We start from the raw sequence: 20781 nt of genomic DNA, 5'->3' as shown, positions 1-20781 counted from the left end.
GGGTTCGGCTCCCGCGTCCTACTTCTTCTCGAGCCACACGTCGTAGAACAGCGGACGCGCGACCGACTCGAACTCGACTCCGTGCACGTACGGCGCGGCGCCGTACACCTGCGGCTCCTCGAAGAACGGGATGACGTACGCCTGCTCGGCCAAGTAGTCCTGCACGGCCTGCGACGCCGCGATGCGCTCGTCGGGGTCGGCCGTGGAGGCCACCGCCTCGAGCAGCCGGTCGAGCTCGGCGTCGTCCGACAGGAGCGTGTTGCGGTTCTTCGTGTAGTACTGGCTCTTGATCACGTCGAGGTCCGCGCGCCCGACCATCGAGTGGTACAGCGGCGTCTTGAGCGGGTCTTTGATGTCCTCGGCGTACGAGCCGGCGTCCGCCGACTTCACGTTGAGCTCGACGCCGATCTTCTTCAGCTGCTGCGACACGAGCTCGAGCGTCTGCTTCGACAGCGGCTGCGGCTTGGCCTCGTAGACGTCCAGCGACAGTCGCTGCCCGTCCTTCTCGCGGATGCCGTCGGCTCCCGGCTCCCAGCCGGCGTCGTCGAGCAGCTCTTCGGCCTTGTCGGGGTCGTACACGTAGTACTCCGACTCGTCCTTGTAGCCGAGCGCCGAAGAGCTCAGTGCCGAGGTGGCGCGCGGGTAGTTCCCGGTGAAGATCGTGTCGACGACCTCCTGGCTGTCGACGCCGGCGACGAGGGCCTGGCGCACCTTGATGTCGCTCAGCAGCGGGTTGGTGAACCGCAGGCTCAGCGCGTTGTTCACGCCGCGGGTCTGCGGGGCGTAGAGATCGAAGCCCGACGACTCGACGCGGGCTTCGTCGAACGCCTGCACGTAGCGGATGTAGTCGGCCTGCCCGGCGAGCAGCGAGCCGATGCGGACACTGTCTTCGGGGGTGACGATGAGGTGGATCTGGTCGAGGTACGCGCGGCCCTGGTGCTCGAAGCTCGGCGGCGCCCAGTCGTAGTCGTCGCGCGCCTCCAGGGTGAGCTCGGTCCCGAGCTTCTCGTCCGTGATGACGAACGGCCCCGAACCGACGATGTCGGTCGCGTTGCCCGCGCCGAGCTCCTCGAGCGAACGGTCGAGGGTCGCCGGTGAGAGCAGCCCCGAGTTGATCGTCGATGTCGCCTGCAGGAAGCCCGGTGCGGGGGCCGCGAAGCGGAACGTGACGGTGTCGGCGTCGACGACCTCGCTCGAGGCGTAGTTGTTGATCGCCTCCGAGACGGTCAGGCCCAGCGCCTGGTTGCCGAGGCCGTAGGTGTCGAAGTTCTTCGCGACGGCCGCGGCGTCGAGCGGCGTGCCGTCGGAGAAGGTGACGTCGTCGCGCAGATCGAACGTGTACTCGGTGGCGTCGTCGTTCACGGTCCACTCGGTGGCGACCCAGGGCTCGATCTCGAGCGTCTCCGGGTTCTGCCACGTCAGGCGCGCGGTGATGTTGTTGACGAGGCCGCCGTTCGGGTAGAAGCCGGCCTGCGGCGGGTAGAGGTTCGTGTAGGTCTGGTGCTCGAGGTAGGTGAGCTCCCCGCCGGTGACGGGATCGCCGGCGGCTGCCGTCGACCCGCCTGTCGCGGGCTGCTGTGACGCGCACGCCGTGAGGGATGCCGCGGCGACGAGCACCGCTGCAGCACCGGCGACGATTCGCGATGCGGGACGGGACATGGTTTCTCCTGGAGGCTTCGGGTTCGTGAAGAGGTGCTGGCCACGCTAGGGAGGTGCACCCGCACACGACCGGCCGAGCCGTCACGGCTGTTCACCGGACGCAAACAGAGGTCACGGTGGTTCACACGGGGTAATACGTGCGGGGTGCTCAGCGGCCGGTGGTAGCCGGCTCGGGTGCCCGAAGCAGCCGCGGCGCTCCCAGCCCCAGTCGGTCGCGGAGGGTCGCCCCGCCACGGCCGATGAGTCCGCGGCGTCGGAGCTCCGGAACGGCGAGTCCGGTGAAGGCCTCGAACTGCGCCGGCTGGAATGCCGACAGCACGTTGAACCCGTCGGCAGCTCCCGCGTCGCGCCACAGCTCGAAGTGGTCGGCGATGGCCGCCGGCGCGCCGACGACGAAGTTCGCGGGCACGGCGTGCGCGGCGATGAGGTGACGCCAGGTGACGGGGTGCTCTCCCCCGACGTCGCGACCGGTCCGTGAGAGGACCGTCTCGAGCGTGCGCGCCGCCGCCTCTGCGAACCGCGCGGCAGTCTCTGCTCGCACAGCGTCGTCGACCGATGCCGACCGCACCGGATCGTCGCCCGCGATCTCCGCCACGTCGAGGAACGACCCGAGCGAACGGTTCGCGGGGAACGCCGCGCGCCCGGCGTGCGACGACGCCCCGTCGTCGATGGGCACGAGCAGCAGCAGCCGGTCGACGATCGCGCGTGCCGCGGCATCCGTCTCGGCCACCACCGGCAGCACCGGAACGATCACCTTCAGCTCGTCGGGATCGCGGCCGGCGGCGGCCGCTACCGCGCGCAGCTCGGTGCGCGTGGCGGCCGCCACCGCAGGATCGCCCGCGGCGATCAACGCCAGGTCGGCCTCGGTCGCCGCGAGCGTGCGCGAGCGGGGCGACGTGCCGGCGTGGACGATCGGCGGATGCGACTGCGGCGGCCGCGCCACATTGAGCGGGCCCTCAACCCGCACCTGCGACCCGGTGAACGCGGCGGGGCGCAGGCCGTCGGCGTCGATGAGGACCCCGCCGGCGGTGTCGGCGACCCAGGCGTCGGCATCCCATGTCTCCCACAGCAGCCGCAGGGCACGCACGAACTCGTCGGCGCGGTCGTAGCGGGTCTCGTTGTCAGCGTGCGCGTCGCGGCCGTGGTTGGCCGCCGCCCTCGGCTCGGCACCGGTGACGAGATTCACACCCGCCCGCCCGCCGGTGAGCAGATCGAGGGATGCCGTGGCCCGCGCGGTCGCGTAGGGGTCGGCGTACGTCGAGTTCACCGTGGCGATGAGGCCGATGCGTTCCGTCACGCCGGCGAGGTACAGGACCGCGCTCAGCGGGTCGATGCGTGCGAGCAGGTAGGGGTCGCGGAATTCGAGGTCGGGGCCGGTCGCCAGCCAGTCGCCGAAGAACAGGTAGTCGAGATCGGCGTCTTCGGCGAGACGCGCGATGCGACGCAGGATCGCCGCATCCGTCCGTGGGTCGGCGTGCGCACGCGGGTGACGCCACCCCGACGGATAGGCGCCCAGCGTGCGGACCATGGCGCCGACGATGAGCGGCTCGGTCATACCGGCACCACGTCGAGCGACGGCGCCGGGCCCACGGCCGCCAGTCGCCCGCGCGAGCGCGACCACTGGCTCCAGGATCCCGGGTACACCACCACGTCGATGCCGGCGAGTGCGCCGGCGAGCGCGGTGTGGGTGGCCGCGATGCCGGAGCCGCAGTAGGCCGCGACCGCGACACCGTCCGCCACACCCGCGGCGGCGAACTCCGCGCGGATCTCGTCCGGCGAGCGGAACCTGCCCGCTGTCAGGTGCACCGTCGTGGGCAGGTTCACGGCGCCCGGGATGTGACCGCCGACGGGGTCCAGCGGCTCGGCGTCTCCTCGGTACCGCTCGGGGGCGCGTACGTCCAGCAGCAGGCCGTGGTCCGGCCACTCCTCCACGCCGTCGATGTCGGCGAGGCCCTCGGTGATCTCGTCGAGCACGACGTCGCCCGGCGGTCGCGGCAGCACGTCGCCGGTCTCGAGCGGCAGCCGCTCGGCCAGCCAGCCGCGCAGGCCCCCGTCGAGCACGCGCACGTCCGCGAGGCCCGAGCGCGTCAGCACCCACCACGCCCGTGCCGCCGCCACGGAGTGGACGTCGTCGTACGCGACCACCGTGTCTCCCGCACGGATTCCCCAGCGCCGGGCCGCTGCCTGCAGCTGCTCACGGGGCGGGAGCGGATGCCGACCCTCGCGCGGGTCGCCGCGCAGGGCCAGTTCGTTGTCGAGGTCGACGTACACGGCGCCGGGCAGGTGTCCGTCGAGGTAGTCCGGGCGTCCTTCGGGCCGGTCGAGCCGCCAGCGCACGTCGAGGATGCGCGGCGGGGTGCCACCACGGACGAGATCGGCGAGCTCCGTCGGCGAGATGAGTGGGGAAGGCATGTGGTCATGCTCGCCCGCGTGCGCGAGTCGCGGAATGCCGTGATGACATACACCGCGACATGGCGACATGAAACGTCATAAGCGGTGATGAGGTGAGGGAGGGACCATGCGGATCGCATGATGCGCGCCCGCGTCACGGCGCCCTACGCTCGATCGAGCCATCGACGGGAGTATCGGATGCCGCAGCCCCCTGTGACCCACGCATCGCGGCCGCCGCGGAGCCCCCGCGCCGGACGCGTGCTCGCCGGACTCACCATCGTCGCCGTGCTCACGCTTCTGGCGGGCTGCGGCGAAGGCGGCGTCACGCTCCCGACGGCGCTTCCCACGGCACTGCCCACGGACCTGCCCACGGACCTGCCGACGGCGCTTCCCACCGGCCTGCCGACCGCGCTTCCCACGGGCCTGCCGACGCGGACGCCCGCGCCCACCGCCGAGCCGGCCCCCGAGCCGACCGTGGCGCCAGAGCCGACGACCGAGCCCACCCCCGAGGCGCCTGAGCCCGAGGCGTCGGCGCCCGAGCCGGCGCCGACGGTGGCGCCCGAGCCCCCCGTGGATCCGGAACCGACGGCGACGTCCGAGCCGACGGCGACGCCTGAGCCGAGCGCAACCCTCTCGCCGAGCCCGACCGCCTCGCCGACGCCTTCCCCCTCGATCACCGCCGAGGCGGGCGACGACGCCGCGGTGCAAATGAACTGGTGGCCGTGGGTCGTGCTGCTGATCCTGCTCGTCGCCGCGGCGGTGGTGTTCCTCATCGTGCGTCGGCCTCGACCGAAGCCCCCGACCGGCCAGTGACCGAGAGAGGCGGCCGCGCGGTGGTCTCGCCGGGCTCGCCGATTCGCCGGCGCGCCCTTGGTGCGTCGCCGACCCAGACCGTTGCCAGGGTCAGCCGCGGAGGGCCAAGGCGAACGGGAGCACGGCGGTCGCACCCGAGCGTCGCAGCTCGCGCGCCGCGACGGTGAGGGTCCAGCCGCTGTCGACCCTGTCGTCGACCAGCAGCACCGGCCCGGGCGGAACGTCGAGGTCTGCGGCCGAGAAGCGGTCCCACACGCCGGCCACGCGGAAAGCGCTGTTGCCGCCCGGCTGACCCGTCGGTCCCCCGTCGACCGGGTCGAGAGCCCCGAGGAACGGCAGGCGGCCGATCCCTGCGATCCCCCGGGCGAGGGAGTCGACCAGCTGCGGCTTCGCCCGGGACGGCATCGCGACGACGGCGACGGGGCGGGTCTGCCAGCCCCACTCCGCCAGCACCCGCACGCACGCCGCGAGCACGTTGGGAGGCACCGGCCCATCGGCTGTCCCGGCGGCGAACAGCTCGCGCAGGACACCGCCCCAGCCGAGATCCGTCAGACGCGCGAGCGCGCGGCCTTCCCCCGCCTGCTCGTCGGCGGCGATGCGCCCCTTGACCGGAACGCCCATCCGATCGGCACCGGTGGGCCACTGCCGGCGCGGTTCGATCGGCACGCCGACGCGGTCGAGGGCGGCGGCTGCAGCATCTGTCGCTGCCGCGGCGATCTCGGTCGGGAACCAGGCGCCGGCGCAGTTGTCGCACCGCCCGCACGGCACCGCGGTGTCGTCGTCGAGCGAGCGCTGCAGGAACTCCATGCGGCAGCCCGACGTCTCTTCGTAGTCGATCATGTGCTGCTGCTCGGCGAGGCGCTCGGCCGCGATGCGGGCGTAGCGCTCTTCGTCGTAGGTCCAGGGCGCCCCCGTCGCGCTCCAGCCCCCGCGCACGCGGGCGACGGCGCCGTCGACATCGAGCACCTTCAGCAGGAGTTCGAGCGGCGTGCGGCGGATGTCGACCACTGCCTCCAGTGCGGGCGTGGACATCGGCGCGCCCGCCGCGGCGAGCGCCGAGAGCACCCGCTCGGCGCGGTCGCGGTCGGGCATCGAGGCCGTCGCGAAGTAGTGCCAGATCTCGCGGTCCTCCACGCCCGGGAGCAGCAGCACGTCCGCCGACGCGGTGGCGCGCCCTGCGCGGCCGACCTGCTGGTAGTACGACACCGGTGAGGACGGTGCACCCAGGTGCACCACGAAGCCGAGGTCGGGCTTGTCGAAGCCCATGCCGAGTGCGCTGGTGGCCACGAGGGCCTTGACGCGGTTGTCCTTCAGAAGCGCCTCGGACTCTTCGCGCTCGTCGGTGTCGGTCTGGCCGGTGTAGGCGCGCACGTCGTAGCCGCGCTCGCGGAGCAGCCGGGCGGTGTCGTTGGCCGCCGCGACGGTGAGCGTGTAGATGATGCCCGAGCCGGGAAGGTCGCCGAGGTGGCTGATCAGCCAGGCCAGCCTGCTCGGCGAGTTGGGCAGTCGCAGCACCCCGAGACGGAGCGACGCCCGCGCGAGCGGGCCCCGGATGGTGAGCACACCGGATGCCGCGGCATCCGTTCCCTCCTGCGCAGGGCTGCCCGCATCCAGCTGCTCGGCCACGTCGGCGACGACACGACTGTTGGCCGTCGCGGTCGTGGCGAGCACCGGGACGCCGGCGGGCATGCGGGCGATCAGGTCGCGGAGCCGCCGGTAGTCGGGCCGGAAGTCATGGCCCCAGTCGCTGATGCAGTGCGCCTCGTCGACGACGAGGAGTCCGATGCGTGCGACCAGCTGCGGCAGCTGCTCGTCGCGGAAAGAGGGGTTGTTGAGCCGCTCGGGCGATACCAGCAGCACGTCGACCTCGTCGCGATCGAGCTGCGTCAGCACGTCGGTCCACTCGTGCGCGTTGGTGGAGTCGATCTTCACCGCACGCACTCCGGCCCGTGCGGCCGCCGCGATCTGATCGCGCATGAGGGCGAGCAGCGGCGACACGAGCACCGTGGGGCCGGCTCCGCGCCGGCGCAGGAGCAGGGTGGCCACGAAGTACACGGCGGACTTGCCCCACCCCGTGCGCTGCACGACGAGCGCGCGGCGGCGGTCGTCGACGAGGGCCTCGATCGCCTCGTACTGCCCCTCGTGGAAGTCGGCGTCATCGCGCCCGACGAGCGCGCGCAGCACCTCGAGGGCCTCGGTGCGGGTCGTGGTCGTCGCTGTCACGGTTCCACCCTGCCTCATGCTCCTGACACCCGGCGCCGATCGGCCGCCACCGGGGGATGCACCCGCGCGAGCAGCGTCTGGGGAGGAAGGGCCGCCGTCCCGCGCGCGCCACGGCCTGCGTGCTACCGTGAGCCGCGACGGGAGGAGACACGCATGATCGAGTCGATCGGCCTCCTGCTGCGCGCTCTCGTCGTGTTCCTCGGCCTCGCCGCCCGTCCCGTCGTCGAGCTCCTCGGCACGATCGCCGCCCCCGGCACCGGCGCCTTCGCGTTCGCCGCGGCCACGACGGTCGCCGTGCTGGCGACCCTCGCCCTGCTGGCTGTCGCGATCGCCCTGTTCGTCTCCCCCGCTCGCGCCGTCGCCGCCGAGCGCCTGCCCCGCCGGGCGATCGCCGATGCGACGCGTCTGACCGAGTCCCACCCCGACGCGCCTGGGCACTCCCGCCCGCGAGCGCCCGGTTCCGCGGCCCTGGCCGCGTAGTCGCCGACGCCCCTCCGAGGGCCGAAGTCGGTGCCGTCGTGGCCGCACGCCACGAACCGGCACTCGACGAACGGACTCACCCTTGGACCTCTCCGCCTTCCCACCCATCGCCGCGATCCTCGACGGGGCCTACGCCCTGCTGATGGGGCTCGCCAGCTCCCTCGAACCGTTCGCCGGACCGGCGGCGGCCGCAGCATCCGTCCTCGTGATCACCCTGCTGGTGCGGGCGGTGCTGCTGCCCGCCGGTGTCGCCCAGGCCAAGGCCGAGCAGACCCGCAGCCGCCTGGCGCCGAAGCTCAGGGAGCTGCAGCGGCGCCACAAGGGCGACCCCGAACGACTGCAGCGCGAGACGATGAAGCTCTACGCCGACGAGAACAGCTCGCCCCTGGCCGGGTGTCTGCCCCTGCTCGCGCAGGCACCGGTCGTCGCGGTCGTGTACACGCTGTTCCTGCACCCGACGATCGCCGGACACGCCAACGCGCTGCTGACCGAGCAGCTCTTGGGCGTGCCGCTCGGGGCGAGCCTGTTCGGCTCGGTCGCCGCCGGGACCGCGACGGCGGCCACCTTCGGCGTGTTCGCGGTCGTCGTCACCCTGGTCGTGGTGGTCGCCGAGATCACGCGCCGCGCCTTCCGCCCGGTGATGGACGACTCGCCCACGGCCTCGCCCCTCGCCGGAGCGGGCATGGCACGGCTGGCCGGCGCGCTGCAGTTCACCACCGCGGTGGTCGCGCTGTTCGTGCCGCTGGCCGCGGCCATCTATCTCGCGACCACCGTCGCGTGGACGCTGGTGCAGCGCGTGCTGCTGCGCCGTCGCTATCCTCTGGCGACCTTGTGAGGGGCGTCGTCCGCCGCGCCGTCGTCGCGGGGGTGCAGCACGCCGCTGAGCGCGCCGAGCGCCGCGCCGGCGAGCGTGTCGATGACGCGCTCCGCGGCCACGGCCACGGTGTCGACGGCGCCGGTGGCCGCGCCGGTGAGCAGCAGCACCAGCGGCGTGATGAACACCAGCGCCAGCGCGTAATTGCGCACCACGAAGAGCTCGATCGTGAACTGCAGCGCCGCGAGCACGAGTGCCAGCCACAGCGCCGGCAACGGCAACGGGGCCAGCAGCAGGTAGGCCCCGGCGCCCACGATCGTGCCGATCATGCGGTGCAGTCCCCGCGTGAAGGCGGCCCGACGATCGGCGGCGACCCCCACCACGGCCACCGCGGCCCCGACGATCCAGTACGCACGGTCGGGATCGAGCACCAGACCCAGCGCGATCCCGGCCACCGTCACCGACGCCACGCGGATCAGCAGCACGCGCTCCCCCGGGGGCCATGCCGGACCGGGCAGCACCTGCCGCAGCGGGCGGGCCGGCACCCGTCGCCGGCTCGGCATCAGCAGCGGCGTGAGTGAGACGAGCGCGGCGAACAGGATGCCGCAGGCCACCGCCGCGACGTAGGTGGCGGCATCCGCTCCCGACGCCACGATGTGCGCGGACAGGCCGAACACGAGCACGACGAAGAGCGGCCCGGGCGGTCCCACGCGGAATCCGAACATGGCGGCCGCGGCGGCGATCGAGACGACCGCGAGTCCCACCAGGGCGGCCACCGCCGACGGGCCGGCGAGCGCGCCGAGCACCGACGCGGCCAGCAGTGCGCCGGCCACGAACGGCAGCACCCGCAGGCGCTCGGTCACCGGCAGGTGGGTCGCGTAGAGCGCGACGAACGCGCCGGTGGCCGCCTGGAAGCCGAGGTCGGGGCGCCCGGCGAGCGACATGACGGCGATGGGCGTCGCCATCGCGATGGCGGCTCGCAGTCCGATGGCCCAGCGCGGGCTGGGAGCCGGCGCGAGATGGAACAGGCTCGAGAGCGCGTGGGTGGCCTCGGCGGCGAACCTTCGGCCGGCGCTGCGATGCGGCATCCGTCCTCCTCTCCTCTCCATCCTCTCGCGGCGCATCCACCTCACCGGTGCCGCGGGACCGGTCAGCTCCCTGATGCAGCAGGCGAGGGCCGCCGGAACCGAGAAGTTCCACGCGGAGGTTTTTAGCCCCGCCCCCGGTATCATCGGCATATGACCGCCACGCCCGACGACGCACCCCGCAGCCGGGGTCGCTACGCGAAGGGCATCGCGCGACGCCAGGAGATCCTCGACAAGGCGATCGAGGTGTTCGCACGGCGCGGTTCGCAGAAGACGAGCCTGCGCGCGATCGCCCAGGAGGTCGGGGTGACGCATGCGGCGCTCACCCACTACTTCGGATCGCTCGAAGAACTGCTGGTGGCGGTCTATCGCGAGTCCGAGCGCAAGGCGAACACCACGAAGCAGGCGGCGCCGCCCGACTCGAGCCCCGCGATGGCGATGCGGGTGTCGGCCGAGGAGAACCGCTCGATCCCCGGTCTCGTGCAGCTGTACTCGACGCTGGTCGCGATGGCACTCGAAGACAATCATCCTGCCGCGGAGGCCTTCGCGACCGAGCGCTTCGCCCGGCTGCGCCATGACATGGCCGAGCAGGTGCGCCGGCTGCAGGCATCCGGTCATCTGCGGGCAGATCTCGACCCGACGCTTGTCGCCGCGCTCGTGATCGCCGCCTCCGACGGCCTGCAGACCCAGTGGCTGCTCGACGCGACGGTCGACCACGAGGCGGCGCTGGAGATGCTGGACCGCCTGCTGCGCGGCAGCTCCTCGCGCTGACGCCCCAGCAGCTCGGCCCGCCGACGCCCGGCAGGTCGGCGCGCCGATGCGCGGCCGGCTCGCCTCGCTGAGGCGCCGGCAGTCGATACAGCGAGACCGCGGCTCCGTCGACGTGATGGCCGACGGACCCGCGGTCTCGGTGAAGCGATGCTCAGAGCGTCGCGACGAAGGGGTCGAAGCCCTCGGGCAGGAGCGGCACCGGCGCGACGGTGCTCTCGACGACGACGGTCGTACCGGAGGCGGCGGCCTCCTGGGCCGAGAGGAGGACGTCGAGCACGTGGTAGCCGAGCTCGCCGGAGGCCACATGCGGGCGCCCCTCGGCGATCGCACGCACCATGTCGAGGGCGCCGAGGCCACGGCCCACCTGGACATCGTCGTGCGCGATCTCGACCCACTCCTGCTCGAACGACATGCCGTCGCGGATGACGCCGAGCGGCTTGACGTACGCGATGCGGCCCGTGAACTGGTTCGGGTCGGGGATCACGATGGTGCCCTCGGTGCCGTGGATCTCGACGATGCCGTGACGCTCGAGCGCGGAGTCGAAGCTCAGCAGGCTCTGCGCCTGCGCACCCTGCTCGAACGCCGTGACGATCTGGATCGTCGACGGCACCTCCACCGGGAACGTCGTCCCCGCGTTCGGGCCGGTGTGGATCTGCCGCTCCTCGAGCGCCTTCGTGCCGACGGCCGCGACGCGATCGACGGGGCCGAGCAGGCTCACGAGCGCCGAGAAGTAGTACGGCCCCATGTCGAGCAGCGGTCCCGCGCCGTTGGCGAACAGGAACGCCGGGCTCGGGTGCCAGAGGTCGGGCCCCTGCGTCTGGAAGGTCGTCAGCGCGAACAGCGGACGGCCGATCAGACCGCTCTCGATCGCACGTCGCGCAGCCTGGAACCCCGGGCCGAGCAGCGTGTCGGGGGCGGAGCCGACGCGCAGTCCTGCCGCCTCGGCCTCGCGCAGCAGCTCGGCGGCGCCCTCGCGGTCCAGGCCCAGCGGCTTCTCGGTCCACACGTGCTTGCCCGCGGCGATCGCCGCGCGCGAGACCTCGACGTGGACGGCGGGGATGGTGAGGTTCACGACGAGGTCGACGCCGGGGTGGGCGAGGACGTCCTCGGCAGAGCCGAAGGCCGGCACGCCGTACTTCTCGGCCTGCGCCTCGGCGCGGTCGAGCAGCAGGTCGCCCACGATGAGCACCTCGACGTCGGGGAACGACGACAGGTTGGCGAGGTAGGTGTCGCTGATGACGCCGACGCCGATGATCCCGACTCCGACGGCGCTCATCGAGCGAAACCGCCTTCGATGAGGAACGAGTAGCTGGCGGCGATGTCGGCGAAGACGTCGCCCGGAGCGTTGTCGTACTCGATCACGGCGTACTGGAGAGCGGATGCCGCGCGCAGCGCGTCCGCGAGGGGCACATCGCCGCTGCCGGCGTGACGCTGGTCGAGGGTCTGGGAGCCGAACGACTCGGCGCCGGGAGCGAACGGGTTGGTCTCGGGCGCGATGCCGTCCTTGACGTGGACGGCGACCAGGCGGTCGCCCAGACGCGAGACGAGGCCGACGACGTCCTGTCCGCCGACGAGCGCCCAGTACAGGTCCAGCTCGAGCGCGACGCGCTCGTCCGTGAGCGAGACGAAGCGTTCGTACGCGGTCTGGCCGTCGAAGTCCGCCACGAACTCCTGTGCGTGGTTGTGGTAGCCGACCTGCAGGCCGAACCCGGCCGCCGTGTCGGCGAGCGCGTTGAGGCGGTCGGCGATGTCGGTGACGCCCTCGAGCGTGAACCAGCGCTCGGGCGTGACGAACGGGTCGATGACGGTCTTCAGGCCGACCTTCGCGGCCGCCTCGAAGACGACCTCGGGGGCGGGCGTGGGGATCGAGCCGTCGGGCGTCCAGAGCTCATCCGAGAGCAGCGGAGCGTGGCCGGTGGGCGAGACGAGTCCCGACGCGTCGAGCGCGGCCCGGATCTCGTCGGGGCGACGCACGAAGTCGAACGCCTCGACGTTGCGCAGTCCGATCGCGGCGAGCTTGTCGAGCGATCCCTTCATGTCTGCGGTGAACTCCGCAGCGAGTGTGTAGAGCTGTACCGAGGCTTCTGGCAGGGCCACGTCGACCTTCCTTTCGTACGCGAAGCGGGGCATCCGATTTCTGCCCGCAGTCAGAGTAGCAGAAACCTCCATCCGGAAGTTATGCGCTTCGACGATCGCTTGGGCGAGGGTCACGGGAACACCGAGAGGGACGGATGCCGCGGCCCGCGGCATCCGTCCCCCGGCTGTCACCCCTCCCGGCGAGCGGTCTCGTCCGACGACGGGTCGGTGACATCCTTCGTCTCGGTCTTCAGAATGCGCACCGACTGGCCGACGCCCTTTGCGAGCGCCGGCAGCCGTGCAGCCCCGAAGATCAGCAGGATGACGACGAGCAGCAGGATCAGATGCATTCCGCTGATGTTCGCGAACATGGTCACTCCCCCGTCAGATGTGGTCGCCGACGAGGGCGAGGTTCTGGATCGCGGCCAGCCCGTACTGCGCGCTGGCGTTGGTGCTGAACGGCGCCTCGTCGACGGGATTGAGCACGGCGGGTCCGTCGATGCGCGTCGCCGTGAACGCCAGGCTCTCGGGGTAGCCGGCGTGCCCGGTGCGGAACTCGCGCCACGCGCGCTGGGCGAGCGTGACGTCGCCGAGCTGATGCGCCGCGTACGCCGTCGCCCGCGAGTACGCCTGGCGCAGGTTCTGACTCCCCCACGAGACGCCGGTCGCCTCCTGCTGCTCTGCGGACGTGCCGTTGTAGAGGCGGCAGTACGTCACCCACTGCGCGGTGACCTCCGGGTCGTCGATGAGCTCGATCAGCTCGGTCATGAGTTCGATCAGACCGAAGACCGAGTCCAGCGACCCGACCTCCACCGTCCGCTCGGTCTCCTCCGCGTATGAGCCGTCCGCGAGGTTGTAGCGCAGGGTGCCGCCCTGCGCCCAGCCGTTCGGCATCGCCGCGATCGTCTTCGCGCCGTTGATGAGCTTGGTCTGCGCGATCGGGTCGCCGTTCCGCTCCCACTCCGCGAGCCAGGCCAGCGCGAGCGCACCCCAGTCCGTGGTGTTCGACACACCCAGCGCCTCCGGCTGCGGCGTGTACGCGTCGGTGCGGATCTTCCGCGCGGGATCGAGCACGAGGAAGGTCTTGTCGGCGTCGACGAGGTCGTGCATCAGGTCGCCGACGCGCTCATCGGCGGTGAGGAAGTAGTAGAAGCGGCGATAGCCGGCGTTGCTGATCCGCTGCTGCTTGGCGCTGTCGCCCCAATGCATGATGCCGTGACGGGTGCCCAGGTCGCGGTACTTGCCCAGGTGGTAGACGTCGACTTCGCCGGTGTGCCGCGTCATCGCCTCGGCGAAGCGGAAGGCCGTCGCATCCCCCGTCCGCAGGTAGTGGTACCAGAGCCACATGTCGGTGCTCAACTCCGAGTTGTCCCACGCGTACCCGCCGATGTCGTAGCGCCAGACGTGCCGGTCGCGGTCGTACTCGTGGATGACGTCGCCGTAGTCCCAGAAGCCGTACCAGGAGCGCTGGTCGACCTGCTGGACGTAGTGCTGGTGCATGAAGGCGAGCTTGTCCTCGACCGCGATCTTCGCGAGGTTCGACCGGTCGACCGGCGCCCACGCGCCGAACACGCCCGCGGAGTGGTTGTGCTCCGGAGAGCTCACCAGGAGCGGCGGCGTGGCGTTGGCGTCGGCGAGCGCCGTGAAGTCGGCGGCCGTCGGGGTGGCGCCCAGCGCCCAGAAGCTCAACTCGCTCGTGCGCGCGGTGCCGTACGGCGACCCGAAGCCCGGCTCGTAGTCCTCGTAGGTGATCTCGAGAGCGTCGAGCTGCTCGGGGTAGGTGTCCTGCCCCATGCCGTCGTGGTAGAACCGCAGGTCCATCGCGTCCGCCTTCGGCGACCACATCCAGGTCGTCGCGGTGGCGAGGTCGGTGCCCGCGCCCGAGATCTCGAGCTCCGTCGGGTGCAGCTGCCAGAAGTTGCGCATGCCGAACGCCAGGCCGCCGGCAGGGCTGCCGACGTACGCGAGGCCGCGGGCACGCCTCCCGGAGTCGACGCGGATCCAGGAGTGGCCCGACGACGTGCGCTTGCGGATCTCGAAGCCGTGCGCCGTCAGCTGGCTGAGGCTGTAGTCGCCCCACGCGGGGATCCATTGGAGTCGCGACGTCACGCGCTGGTCCCAGGTCGCCGGATCCGGCGTCCACGTGCCGGCGATCTGCGCGTCCCGCGCGGCCGCGCCCGGGTCGCGCCGGAGGCCGGTGATGCCACGGACCGCCTCGCCGAGGACACCGGCGCCTTCGCCCGCGAACCGGATGTGCCGGTCATGAAGCTGCGCCGCCAGAGGCACGGAGAAGCGGAAGCCGAGGCCGGTGAGGAAGTCGGCGTTCTCGTCACCGTCGAACACGAAACTGTGCACGACGCGCACTCCATCGGATCCGGCATACAGGTAGAAGCGCACGTCGAACGGCAACCAGCTGCGGTTGCCCTTGCGGTGGCTGCCGGTGACCCGCACCACCGCCCGCACCGGGCCTGCCTGCTCGACCTTCACCTCGGACACCTCGCTCTTGAACCACTCGCGGGCGACCTTCTCGGCACCATCGGTGTCGGGGCCGTCCTGGCGAGAGGCGACCAGGCGGCCGTCCTGGGCGATGACCGACGCGCCGCGCCGGATCGCCGAGATGAGATTCGGTCCATGCTTCGGGAATTCGACGCGGACGACGCCGGTGTCGACGATCACCCGGCCCGGGTTCTCATCGATCGTGATCGCGGATGCCGGCGCCGCGGGCGTCCCCGGTTGCAGCGTGTAGCCGGCGGAACGGCCGGAGGCCCCGCTGACCGCGTGAGCCGTCCACTTCACCGACCCGTCGGGCCACCAGCCCGTCGGCCAGGTCTGGACGGGCACGGACTCGCCGGTCTCGGAGACGAGGGCGAAGGCCTGATCCGGGCTGAGCGCGCCCCGCGGCCAGGGCACTCCCCACGTCGTGCCTGCCACGAGCTGAGCGGGGGTCCCGCCCTCCAGCCAGCGGAGCGGGATCGGGCCGTGTCCGGTGAGCGCCTGAGCGACGGGCTGACCGAACGCGCCGCGCACGACAGGTGCGGCGCCGGCGGCGGCGGGCGATCCCGTTGCGAATGCCGCGGCGGCCCCCGCGGCGACCGTCGACTGCAGCAGTGTCCGACGACTGATGTCCATGGCGATGACTCCTCGATGAATCCGCGGAGCCGTCGCTGGCCCCGACCGACACCGAAACTAGGCGCGCACGTCGGCTGTGCTGATCAATCGGACAAAAGCGGTCAAGCCGGCGCCGCGAGCGTTGCCAGCGACCGGTTCTCGCCCGCAGGTGGATGAGGCATCCGGGCCGCCCGATGCGGCAACGGCCCGGCCGATGGGGACACGCCGGCGGAGCGCGCGACCTCCCCGAGCGTCGCTTCGCCTGCCCGCCGGCGACGGCCGATCGTCAGTGGGCCCGGGCGACGACCGCACGGGCAGCGAGCACGAGCATTCCGGGCACGAGCACGACGAGCGGCGCGAACATCCAGACGACGACCCCCGTGAGGGCGAGCGCGAGCAGCAGCAGCGCCGAGCCGGTGAGGTCGCGCGCGGAATCCCCGGCGGCGTCGCGGATGAGTGCGCTCCACGAAGAGGACGGCATCCAGCCTGCCGTCGCACGAAGCAGGACGACCGCACCGCCTGCACCGAGCAGACCCGACGCCCAGCGGAACACCTCGCCCCCCGGCATCGCCGAGATCATCGGGCTGGTGAGCGTCACCGAGATCGCTGCGAACCCGGCTGCCGCGACGAGACCCCACAGCCAGCCGCGCCGGAGCGCCCGGAGGAAGTCGCGTCCGAGCTCGACCAGCGAGTCCGCCTCCCCCTCGACGTGGCGCCGGAAATGCGCCGCACCGGCGGCCAGGGCCGGAAGCGCCGTGACGGCGGGGATCGCGAGCACCGCGACCGCCAGGCTGACGACGATCGTCTCGGAGAAGAGCGCGAGGCCGCGGCCCGACATCACCCGGGCGATGCGCCGCGCCCCGGCGGGCGCCGTCCGCCTCCCGGGCGGGGCCGGGGCCGTTCTGGTGGTGGTCATCGGGCTCAGCCCTTCAGCCCCTGCGTGGCGACCCCGTCGACCAGGTAGCGCTGGAAGATGAGGAAGAACAGGAAGACCGGGATCAGGGCCAGGACCGCCATCGCCATCTGGCCGCCGTAGTCGGCCGACGAGCTCTGATCGACGAAGAGCCGCAGCGCGATGGGAAGCGTGTAGAGATCCGGGTCCTTCAGGTACAGCAGCGGGCCGAAGAAGTCGTTCCACGTCCAGATGAAGGTGAAGATCGCGCTCGTCACCAGCGCGGGCTTCAGCAGCGGCAGCATGATCGACCAGAAGGTGCGGTAGTGGCCGGCGCCGTCGATGCGGGCCGCCTCGTCGAGTTCGCGCGGGAGGCCCCTCATGAATTGCACCATGAGGAAGACGAAGAACGCCTCCGTCGCGAGGAACTTCCCGAGCAGGAGCGGCGTGAACGTGTTCACCATGCCGAAGGCGTTGAACATGATGTACTGCGGGATGATCACGACGTGGAACGGCAGGAGCAGCGTCCCGATCATGATGCCGAAGTACGCGGTGCGGCCCGGGAAGTCGATCCGCGCGAAGGCGTAGGCCGCGAGCGCGGACGACAGGACGACCCCGATCACCGACAGCACGGCGAGGATCGTCGAGTTCTGGAAGAAGGTCCAGAACGAGACCCCGCCGATCCCGCCGAGGGCTGTCTCGTAGTTCTCGATCGTGACGTGGCGCGGCAGGAGCTCGGCGTTGCCGACGATCTGCGAAGAGGGCTTGAAGGTCGACAGCAGCATCCACGCCACGGGGTACAGGATGACGACGAGGATCGCGAGCACGACGACGTGGAACACCACCTCCTTGAGCGTCCACCTGCGGCGGTCGCGGGAGCGGCGTCGGCCGCGATCGGAGGTCACGAGCAGCTGCGTCGCACTCATCGTCCTTCATCCCCTGCGTAGTGGACCCAGAGTCTCGAGCTGCGGAAGAAGATCACCGTGATGAAGGCGATCACGAGCACCAGGATCCAGGCCATGGCGGATGCGTATCCCATCTGGAAGTCGCGGAACCCGCGGAAGTAGAGGTACAGCGTGTAGAAGAGCGTCGAGCGTGCGGGGCCGCCCGTTCCACCCGAGATGATGAAGGCGGAGGCGAACACCTGGAAGGCGTTGATCGTCTCGAGCAGCAGGTTGAAGAAGATGACGGGCGAGAGCATCGGAATGGTGATCGCCGCGAACTTCCGGATCGGTCCGGCGCCGTCGACCGATGCGGCCTCGTAGAGCTCGTGGGGCACCTGCTTGAGTCCGGCGAGGAAGATCACCATGGGCGCACCGAACTGCCACACCGCGAGCAGGATGAGCATCGGCATGGTCTTGTCCGGATCGCCGACCCAGCCGCCGGCCGGGAAGCCGAAGAACTGCTGGATGCTGTCGACCGGCCCGTCATCGATGAACATGGCCTTCCAGACGACGGCGATCGACACGGATGCCCCCACCAGCGAGGGCAGGTAGAACGCGGACCGGTAGAAGCCGCTCCCGCGGAACGCGGCGTTCAGGATGAGGGCGACGCCGAGAGCCGCCGCCAGCTTCAGCGGCGTGCCGACGAGGACGTAGACGGCGGTGACCTTCCAGGCCTGAAGGTAGTCGGGGTCGCTCCACAGTCGCACGAAGTTGTCGAACCCCACCCACTGGGGCGGGCTGAACAGGTTGTAGTCGGTGAAGGCGAGGTACAGCGACGCCACCATGGGTCCCGCTGTCAGCAGGAGGAACCCGACGAGCCAGGGCGCCAGGAAGACGTACCCCGCGCGGATGTCCTCCCACCGCCGCCGGGGTCGGCGCGGCGCCGGAGGGGGTGTCAGCTGTTCCGGCGGTGCCGGCGGAGCGAGTGTGTCGACGGTCATGACGTTGCCTCTCCCGGGTGGCGCAGACGGCGTGCAGCCGTGCACGCCGCCTGCGTCGCGGTCACTTCAGTGCGTTCTCTGCCTCGGCGAACCAGCGCTCAGCGGCTTCGCCGGGCGTGGCCGCCCCATAGGCGACGTCCTGGCTGATCGTCACGAACGTCTGCTCGAGCGTGCCCAGCCCCTGAACGGCGGGCGGCGCCTGGCCGTCGAGCTTGTCGGCCACGGCCTCCTGGTAGGCGAGGATCTGCTCGTCCAGCCCGCTCGCCTCGATGCCCTCGGCAGCCGTCGCCGAGGCGGGCACGCCGCGCGACATTCCGAAGATCGCGCCGACTTCGGGATCGTTCACCAGGAAGTCGATGAAAGCGGCCGCCTGCGCAGGATGCTCGCTGTTGGTGCCGATGGACAGCATGAGCCCCGGCTTGAGGAACATGCCCGTGTTGTCCTCGTCGTCGTACGGCGGCATCGCGAGCGACAGCTCCGGCGCCGCCGGGCCCTCGCTGAAGCGGGGAAGGAAGTTCGCCCAGCTGATGTCGCTCGCGATCTCGGCCGCACCGAGCGCGTCGACGCCCTCGAACTGCGCCTGCCGCTCGGCAGGCATCGCGCCGCCCGACTCCTGGATCGTCGCGCTGCGCGACCACCAATCGGCCAGATCGGCCTGCTCGAAGCCGAGCTCGCCGTCCTCGATGAACGACAGGCCCTGCTGTCCGAGCCAGATCTGGAACAGCCAGAAGTACTGGGTGTAGTCCAGCGATCCGTACACCACCGGGTCGCCCGAGGCGCCGGCGGCCGACACCTCCGCCAGGAGGTCGTCGTACTCATCCCATGTCAGCGGCCCCTCGGGCACCTCCACCCCCAGCTGCTCGAGCAGCGGGCCGTTGAAGAGCGTCGCCAGCGTGCTGCTCGAGGATGCGAGGCCGAAGATCTGGTCGTCGACCGCACCAGCCTCCACGAGCGACGGCTCGATGGCGTCGGTCGCGATGGTGTCGCCGAGGTACTCGTCGAGGGGCAGCGCATGGCCGAACCCGCCGTACTCGGCGAGGTAGGCGAGGTCCATCTGGAACACGTCGGGAAGGGTGCGACTCGCGGCCTCGGTGTTGCGCGCCGTCCAGTAGTCGCCGAAGCTCGCGAAGCTGGTCTGGATGGTGATGTTGGGGTTCTGCTCCTCGAAGAGGTCGATGGCCGCCTCGTACCGCTCTGCACGGCTCGCATCACCCCACCATGCGAAATTGAGCGTGACCTTCTCGTCCGGGTCCGCCGAAGCAGCCGGCTCGGTGCCCCCGCCGGAACAGCCGGTGAGGACGGCGAGGCTGCCGACCGCGAGGATGGCCCCCGCGGTGAGTGCGCCTCGCCGTGCCGTGGACCTGGCGGCACTGGTGATTGCTCGGGTTGTCATCGGAGCCTCCTTGCTCGTTGCCTCTCGTCGGCCACCCGGCGGAAGTGCACCGGGGGCTGTGCAGAGACAATGTAGGTCGGCGTGGCGACCGGTCGTGCCAAGCGGACAAAACCGATCAGACACTCGCTCCGCACGAGTCGCGCACGGTCAGACGCGGCAGCATCGTGATGTGCCGGGCGGCGCTGGACGCCCTGTCGGGTGCCGCGATCCGCTCGGTCACGATCCGCATCGCCTCGTGGCCGAGATCGCGTCCGGGCGGCGTCACGCTGGTGAGGGGAACCATCGCGAGTCCCGCGGTGTCGTCGTCGAAGGCGACGACGGCGAGGTCGTCGGGAACCCGGATGCCGCGATCCATCGCCAGCTCCACGAGCCGAGCGGCATGGACGTCGGTGTGCACGAGCGCCGCCGTCGTCCCCGCCGTGCGACAGGCCTCGAGGAACGCCACGAGCGCGGCGTCGAGCGGATCACCGTCACCCTCTCCCTTGGGCAGCGCCACGGAGGGCGCCTCATCGAGCCCGAGCCGCGCCACGGCGGCGCGATATCCCTCCCGCACCAGCGGGGCGGTGGGCGTGCGATCGAACAGCGCCAGGCCCACCGCCGTGTGCCCCAGCCCGGCGAGGTGCTCCACCGCGAGCTCGGCGCCGCGCTCGTGGTCGGTACGAGCGCTGTCGTAGACGGCCAGGGAGGTGGACTCCAGCCGTCGCTCCAGGAACACGACCGGCACGGGGATGGTGCTGACCCACTCGGCCAGCTCGGCCTCGGTGCGATTGCGCATCGTCGGCGCGAAGACGATACCCGCCACGCCGATCTCGATGAGGCGCTCGACCTGCCGTTGCTCGAGATCCTCCCGGTACTGCGATGTGGCTAGCACCACGCGCGTCCGGACGCCGTGGGATGCGGCATCCATTCCGCGCACGATCTGGGGATAGTGGCTGACGGAACCCGGGACCACCACGCCGACATTCGTGCGGGCGGGCTGCGGGATCGCCGGGGCGCCGACGCCGATCGCACCGCCGTGGACCCGGGCCAGCTTGCCCGCCTTCTCCAGCTCCACGATGTCGCGACGGACCGTGACCTGTGAGACGCCGAGCTCTGCGGCGACGTCGGCGGCGCTCACGCTGCCGTGCAGAGCCACCTGCCGCAGCAGATGCTCGTGGCGTGTCCTCGGCAGCGAGTTGTGTCCCGTCATGG

At 71.3% G+C, this 20781-nt stretch carries 18 protein-coding genes; 4 read left to right on the top strand and 14 right to left on the bottom strand.

The window, feature by feature from the left end:
• Nucleotides 1-18: 18 nt before the first annotated feature.
• The 3 genes from NCG93_RS07220 to NCG93_RS07210 all read right to left on the bottom strand — a co-directional run bounded on the left by NCG93_RS07220 (nt 19) and on the right by NCG93_RS07210 (nt 4071).
• Nucleotides 19-1659 (bottom strand): TIGR04028 family ABC transporter substrate-binding protein, encoded by a 1641-nt coding sequence (locus NCG93_RS07220; protein WP_194414622.1) that lies wholly within the window; start codon nt 1657-1659, stop codon nt 19-21.
• A gap of 148 nt (nt 1660-1807) precedes the next feature.
• Nucleotides 1808-3214, bottom strand: a complete 1407-nt coding sequence (locus tag NCG93_RS07215) for an NtaA/DmoA family FMN-dependent monooxygenase (protein WP_194414623.1) — start codon at nt 3212-3214, stop codon at nt 1808-1810.
• Nucleotides 3211-4071: a sulfurtransferase gene (locus tag NCG93_RS07210; RefSeq protein ID WP_194414624.1), complete on the bottom strand. Its 861-nt coding sequence runs from the start codon at nt 4069-4071 to the stop codon at nt 3211-3213. The genes NCG93_RS07215 and NCG93_RS07210 overlap by 4 nt, the downstream gene beginning before the upstream one ends.
• A gap of 177 nt (nt 4072-4248) precedes the next feature.
• Between NCG93_RS07210 and NCG93_RS07205 the strand changes: the two genes are divergently transcribed.
• Nucleotides 4249-4863, top strand: a complete 615-nt coding sequence (locus tag NCG93_RS07205; protein WP_194414625.1) for a PT domain-containing protein — start codon at nt 4249-4251, stop codon at nt 4861-4863.
• A gap of 90 nt (nt 4864-4953) precedes the next feature.
• Here NCG93_RS07205 and NCG93_RS07200 read toward each other — a convergent pair whose 3' ends face one another.
• Nucleotides 4954-7104, bottom strand: coding sequence for a RecQ family ATP-dependent DNA helicase (locus NCG93_RS07200; RefSeq protein ID WP_194414626.1), 2151 nt, complete (start codon nt 7102-7104; stop codon nt 4954-4956).
• Nucleotides 7105-7239: 135 nt separating this feature from the next.
• Here NCG93_RS07200 and NCG93_RS07195 point away from each other — a divergent pair, with 135 nt between their 5' ends.
• Together NCG93_RS07195 and NCG93_RS07190 are read left to right on the top strand one after the other, a co-directional pair.
• Entirely contained in the window at nt 7240-7566 is a 327-nt protein-coding gene (locus NCG93_RS07195; RefSeq protein ID WP_194414627.1) for a DUF6412 domain-containing protein, read from the top strand.
• 82 nt (nt 7567-7648) lie between these two features.
• Complete coding sequence (locus NCG93_RS07190) at nt 7649-8401, top strand: YidC/Oxa1 family membrane protein insertase (protein ID WP_194414628.1); 753 nt, start codon at nt 7649-7651, stop codon at nt 8399-8401.
• Here NCG93_RS07190 and NCG93_RS07185 read toward each other — a convergent pair.
• On the bottom strand, nt 8380-9468 hold the full coding sequence (locus NCG93_RS07185) for an FUSC family protein (protein WP_194414629.1): 1089 nt from the start codon (nt 9466-9468) through the stop codon (nt 8380-8382). The genes NCG93_RS07190 and NCG93_RS07185 overlap by 22 nt on opposite strands.
• A gap of 150 nt (nt 9469-9618) precedes the next feature.
• On the opposite strand from NCG93_RS07185, the gene NCG93_RS07180 reads away from it, so the two are divergent.
• Nucleotides 9619-10236 carry a TetR/AcrR family transcriptional regulator gene (locus NCG93_RS07180; RefSeq protein ID WP_194414630.1) on the top strand — a complete coding sequence of 206 codons (618 nt, stop codon included), beginning with the start codon at nt 9619-9621 and terminating at the stop codon, nt 10234-10236.
• 151 nt (nt 10237-10387) lie between these two features.
• On the opposite strand, the gene NCG93_RS07175 is transcribed toward NCG93_RS07180, so the two are convergent.
• The 9 genes from NCG93_RS07175 to NCG93_RS07135 form a co-directional block, all read right to left on the bottom strand.
• A complete protein-coding gene (locus NCG93_RS07175) occupies nt 10388-11512 on the bottom strand; it encodes a Gfo/Idh/MocA family protein (RefSeq protein WP_194414631.1) in 1125 nt (374 codons plus the stop codon).
• On the bottom strand, nt 11509-12333 hold the full coding sequence (locus NCG93_RS07170) for a sugar phosphate isomerase/epimerase family protein (protein ID WP_194414632.1): 825 nt from the start codon (nt 12331-12333) through the stop codon (nt 11509-11511). The genes NCG93_RS07175 and NCG93_RS07170 overlap by 4 nt, the downstream gene beginning before the upstream one ends.
• A 167-nt stretch (nt 12334-12500) precedes the next feature.
• On the bottom strand, nt 12501-12683 hold the full coding sequence (gene tatA / locus NCG93_RS07165) for a twin-arginine translocase TatA/TatE family subunit (RefSeq protein WP_194414633.1): 183 nt from the start codon (nt 12681-12683) through the stop codon (nt 12501-12503).
• 13 nt (nt 12684-12696) lie between these two features.
• Complete coding sequence (locus NCG93_RS07160; RefSeq protein ID WP_194414634.1) at nt 12697-15441, bottom strand: exo-rhamnogalacturonan lyase family protein; 2745 nt, start codon at nt 15439-15441, stop codon at nt 12697-12699.
• Between the two features lie 265 nt (nt 15442-15706).
• Nucleotides 15707-16336 (bottom strand): hypothetical protein, encoded by a 630-nt coding sequence (locus NCG93_RS07155; RefSeq protein WP_194414635.1) that lies wholly within the window; start codon nt 16334-16336, stop codon nt 15707-15709.
• Nucleotides 16337-16341: 5 nt separating this feature from the next.
• Nucleotides 16342-17238: a carbohydrate ABC transporter permease gene (locus NCG93_RS07150; RefSeq protein ID WP_194414636.1), complete on the bottom strand. Its 897-nt coding sequence runs from the start codon at nt 17236-17238 to the stop codon at nt 16342-16344.
• The gene (locus NCG93_RS07145) at nt 17235-18197 is read right to left on the bottom strand and encodes a carbohydrate ABC transporter permease (RefSeq protein WP_194414637.1); all 963 of its coding nucleotides are present in this window, start codon (nt 18195-18197) and stop codon (nt 17235-17237) included. The genes NCG93_RS07150 and NCG93_RS07145 overlap by 4 nt, the downstream gene beginning before the upstream one ends.
• 61 nt (nt 18198-18258) lie before the next feature.
• Entirely contained in the window at nt 18259-19590 is a 1332-nt protein-coding gene (locus tag NCG93_RS07140; RefSeq protein ID WP_194414638.1) for an ABC transporter substrate-binding protein, read from the bottom strand.
• A 115-nt stretch (nt 19591-19705) separates the two neighbouring features.
• A complete protein-coding gene (locus tag NCG93_RS07135) occupies nt 19706-20779 on the bottom strand; it encodes a LacI family DNA-binding transcriptional regulator (RefSeq protein ID WP_194414639.1) in 1074 nt (357 codons plus the stop codon).
• Between the last annotated feature and the right edge of the window lie 2 nt (nt 20780-20781).

This window comes from Microbacterium yannicii (genome assembly GCF_024055635.1).
Classification (GTDB): domain Bacteria; phylum Actinomycetota; class Actinomycetes; order Actinomycetales; family Microbacteriaceae; genus Microbacterium; species Microbacterium yannicii.
Note: the sequence above shows the minus strand (reverse complement) of the source record. Positions and strands in the feature narration are given on the sequence as shown.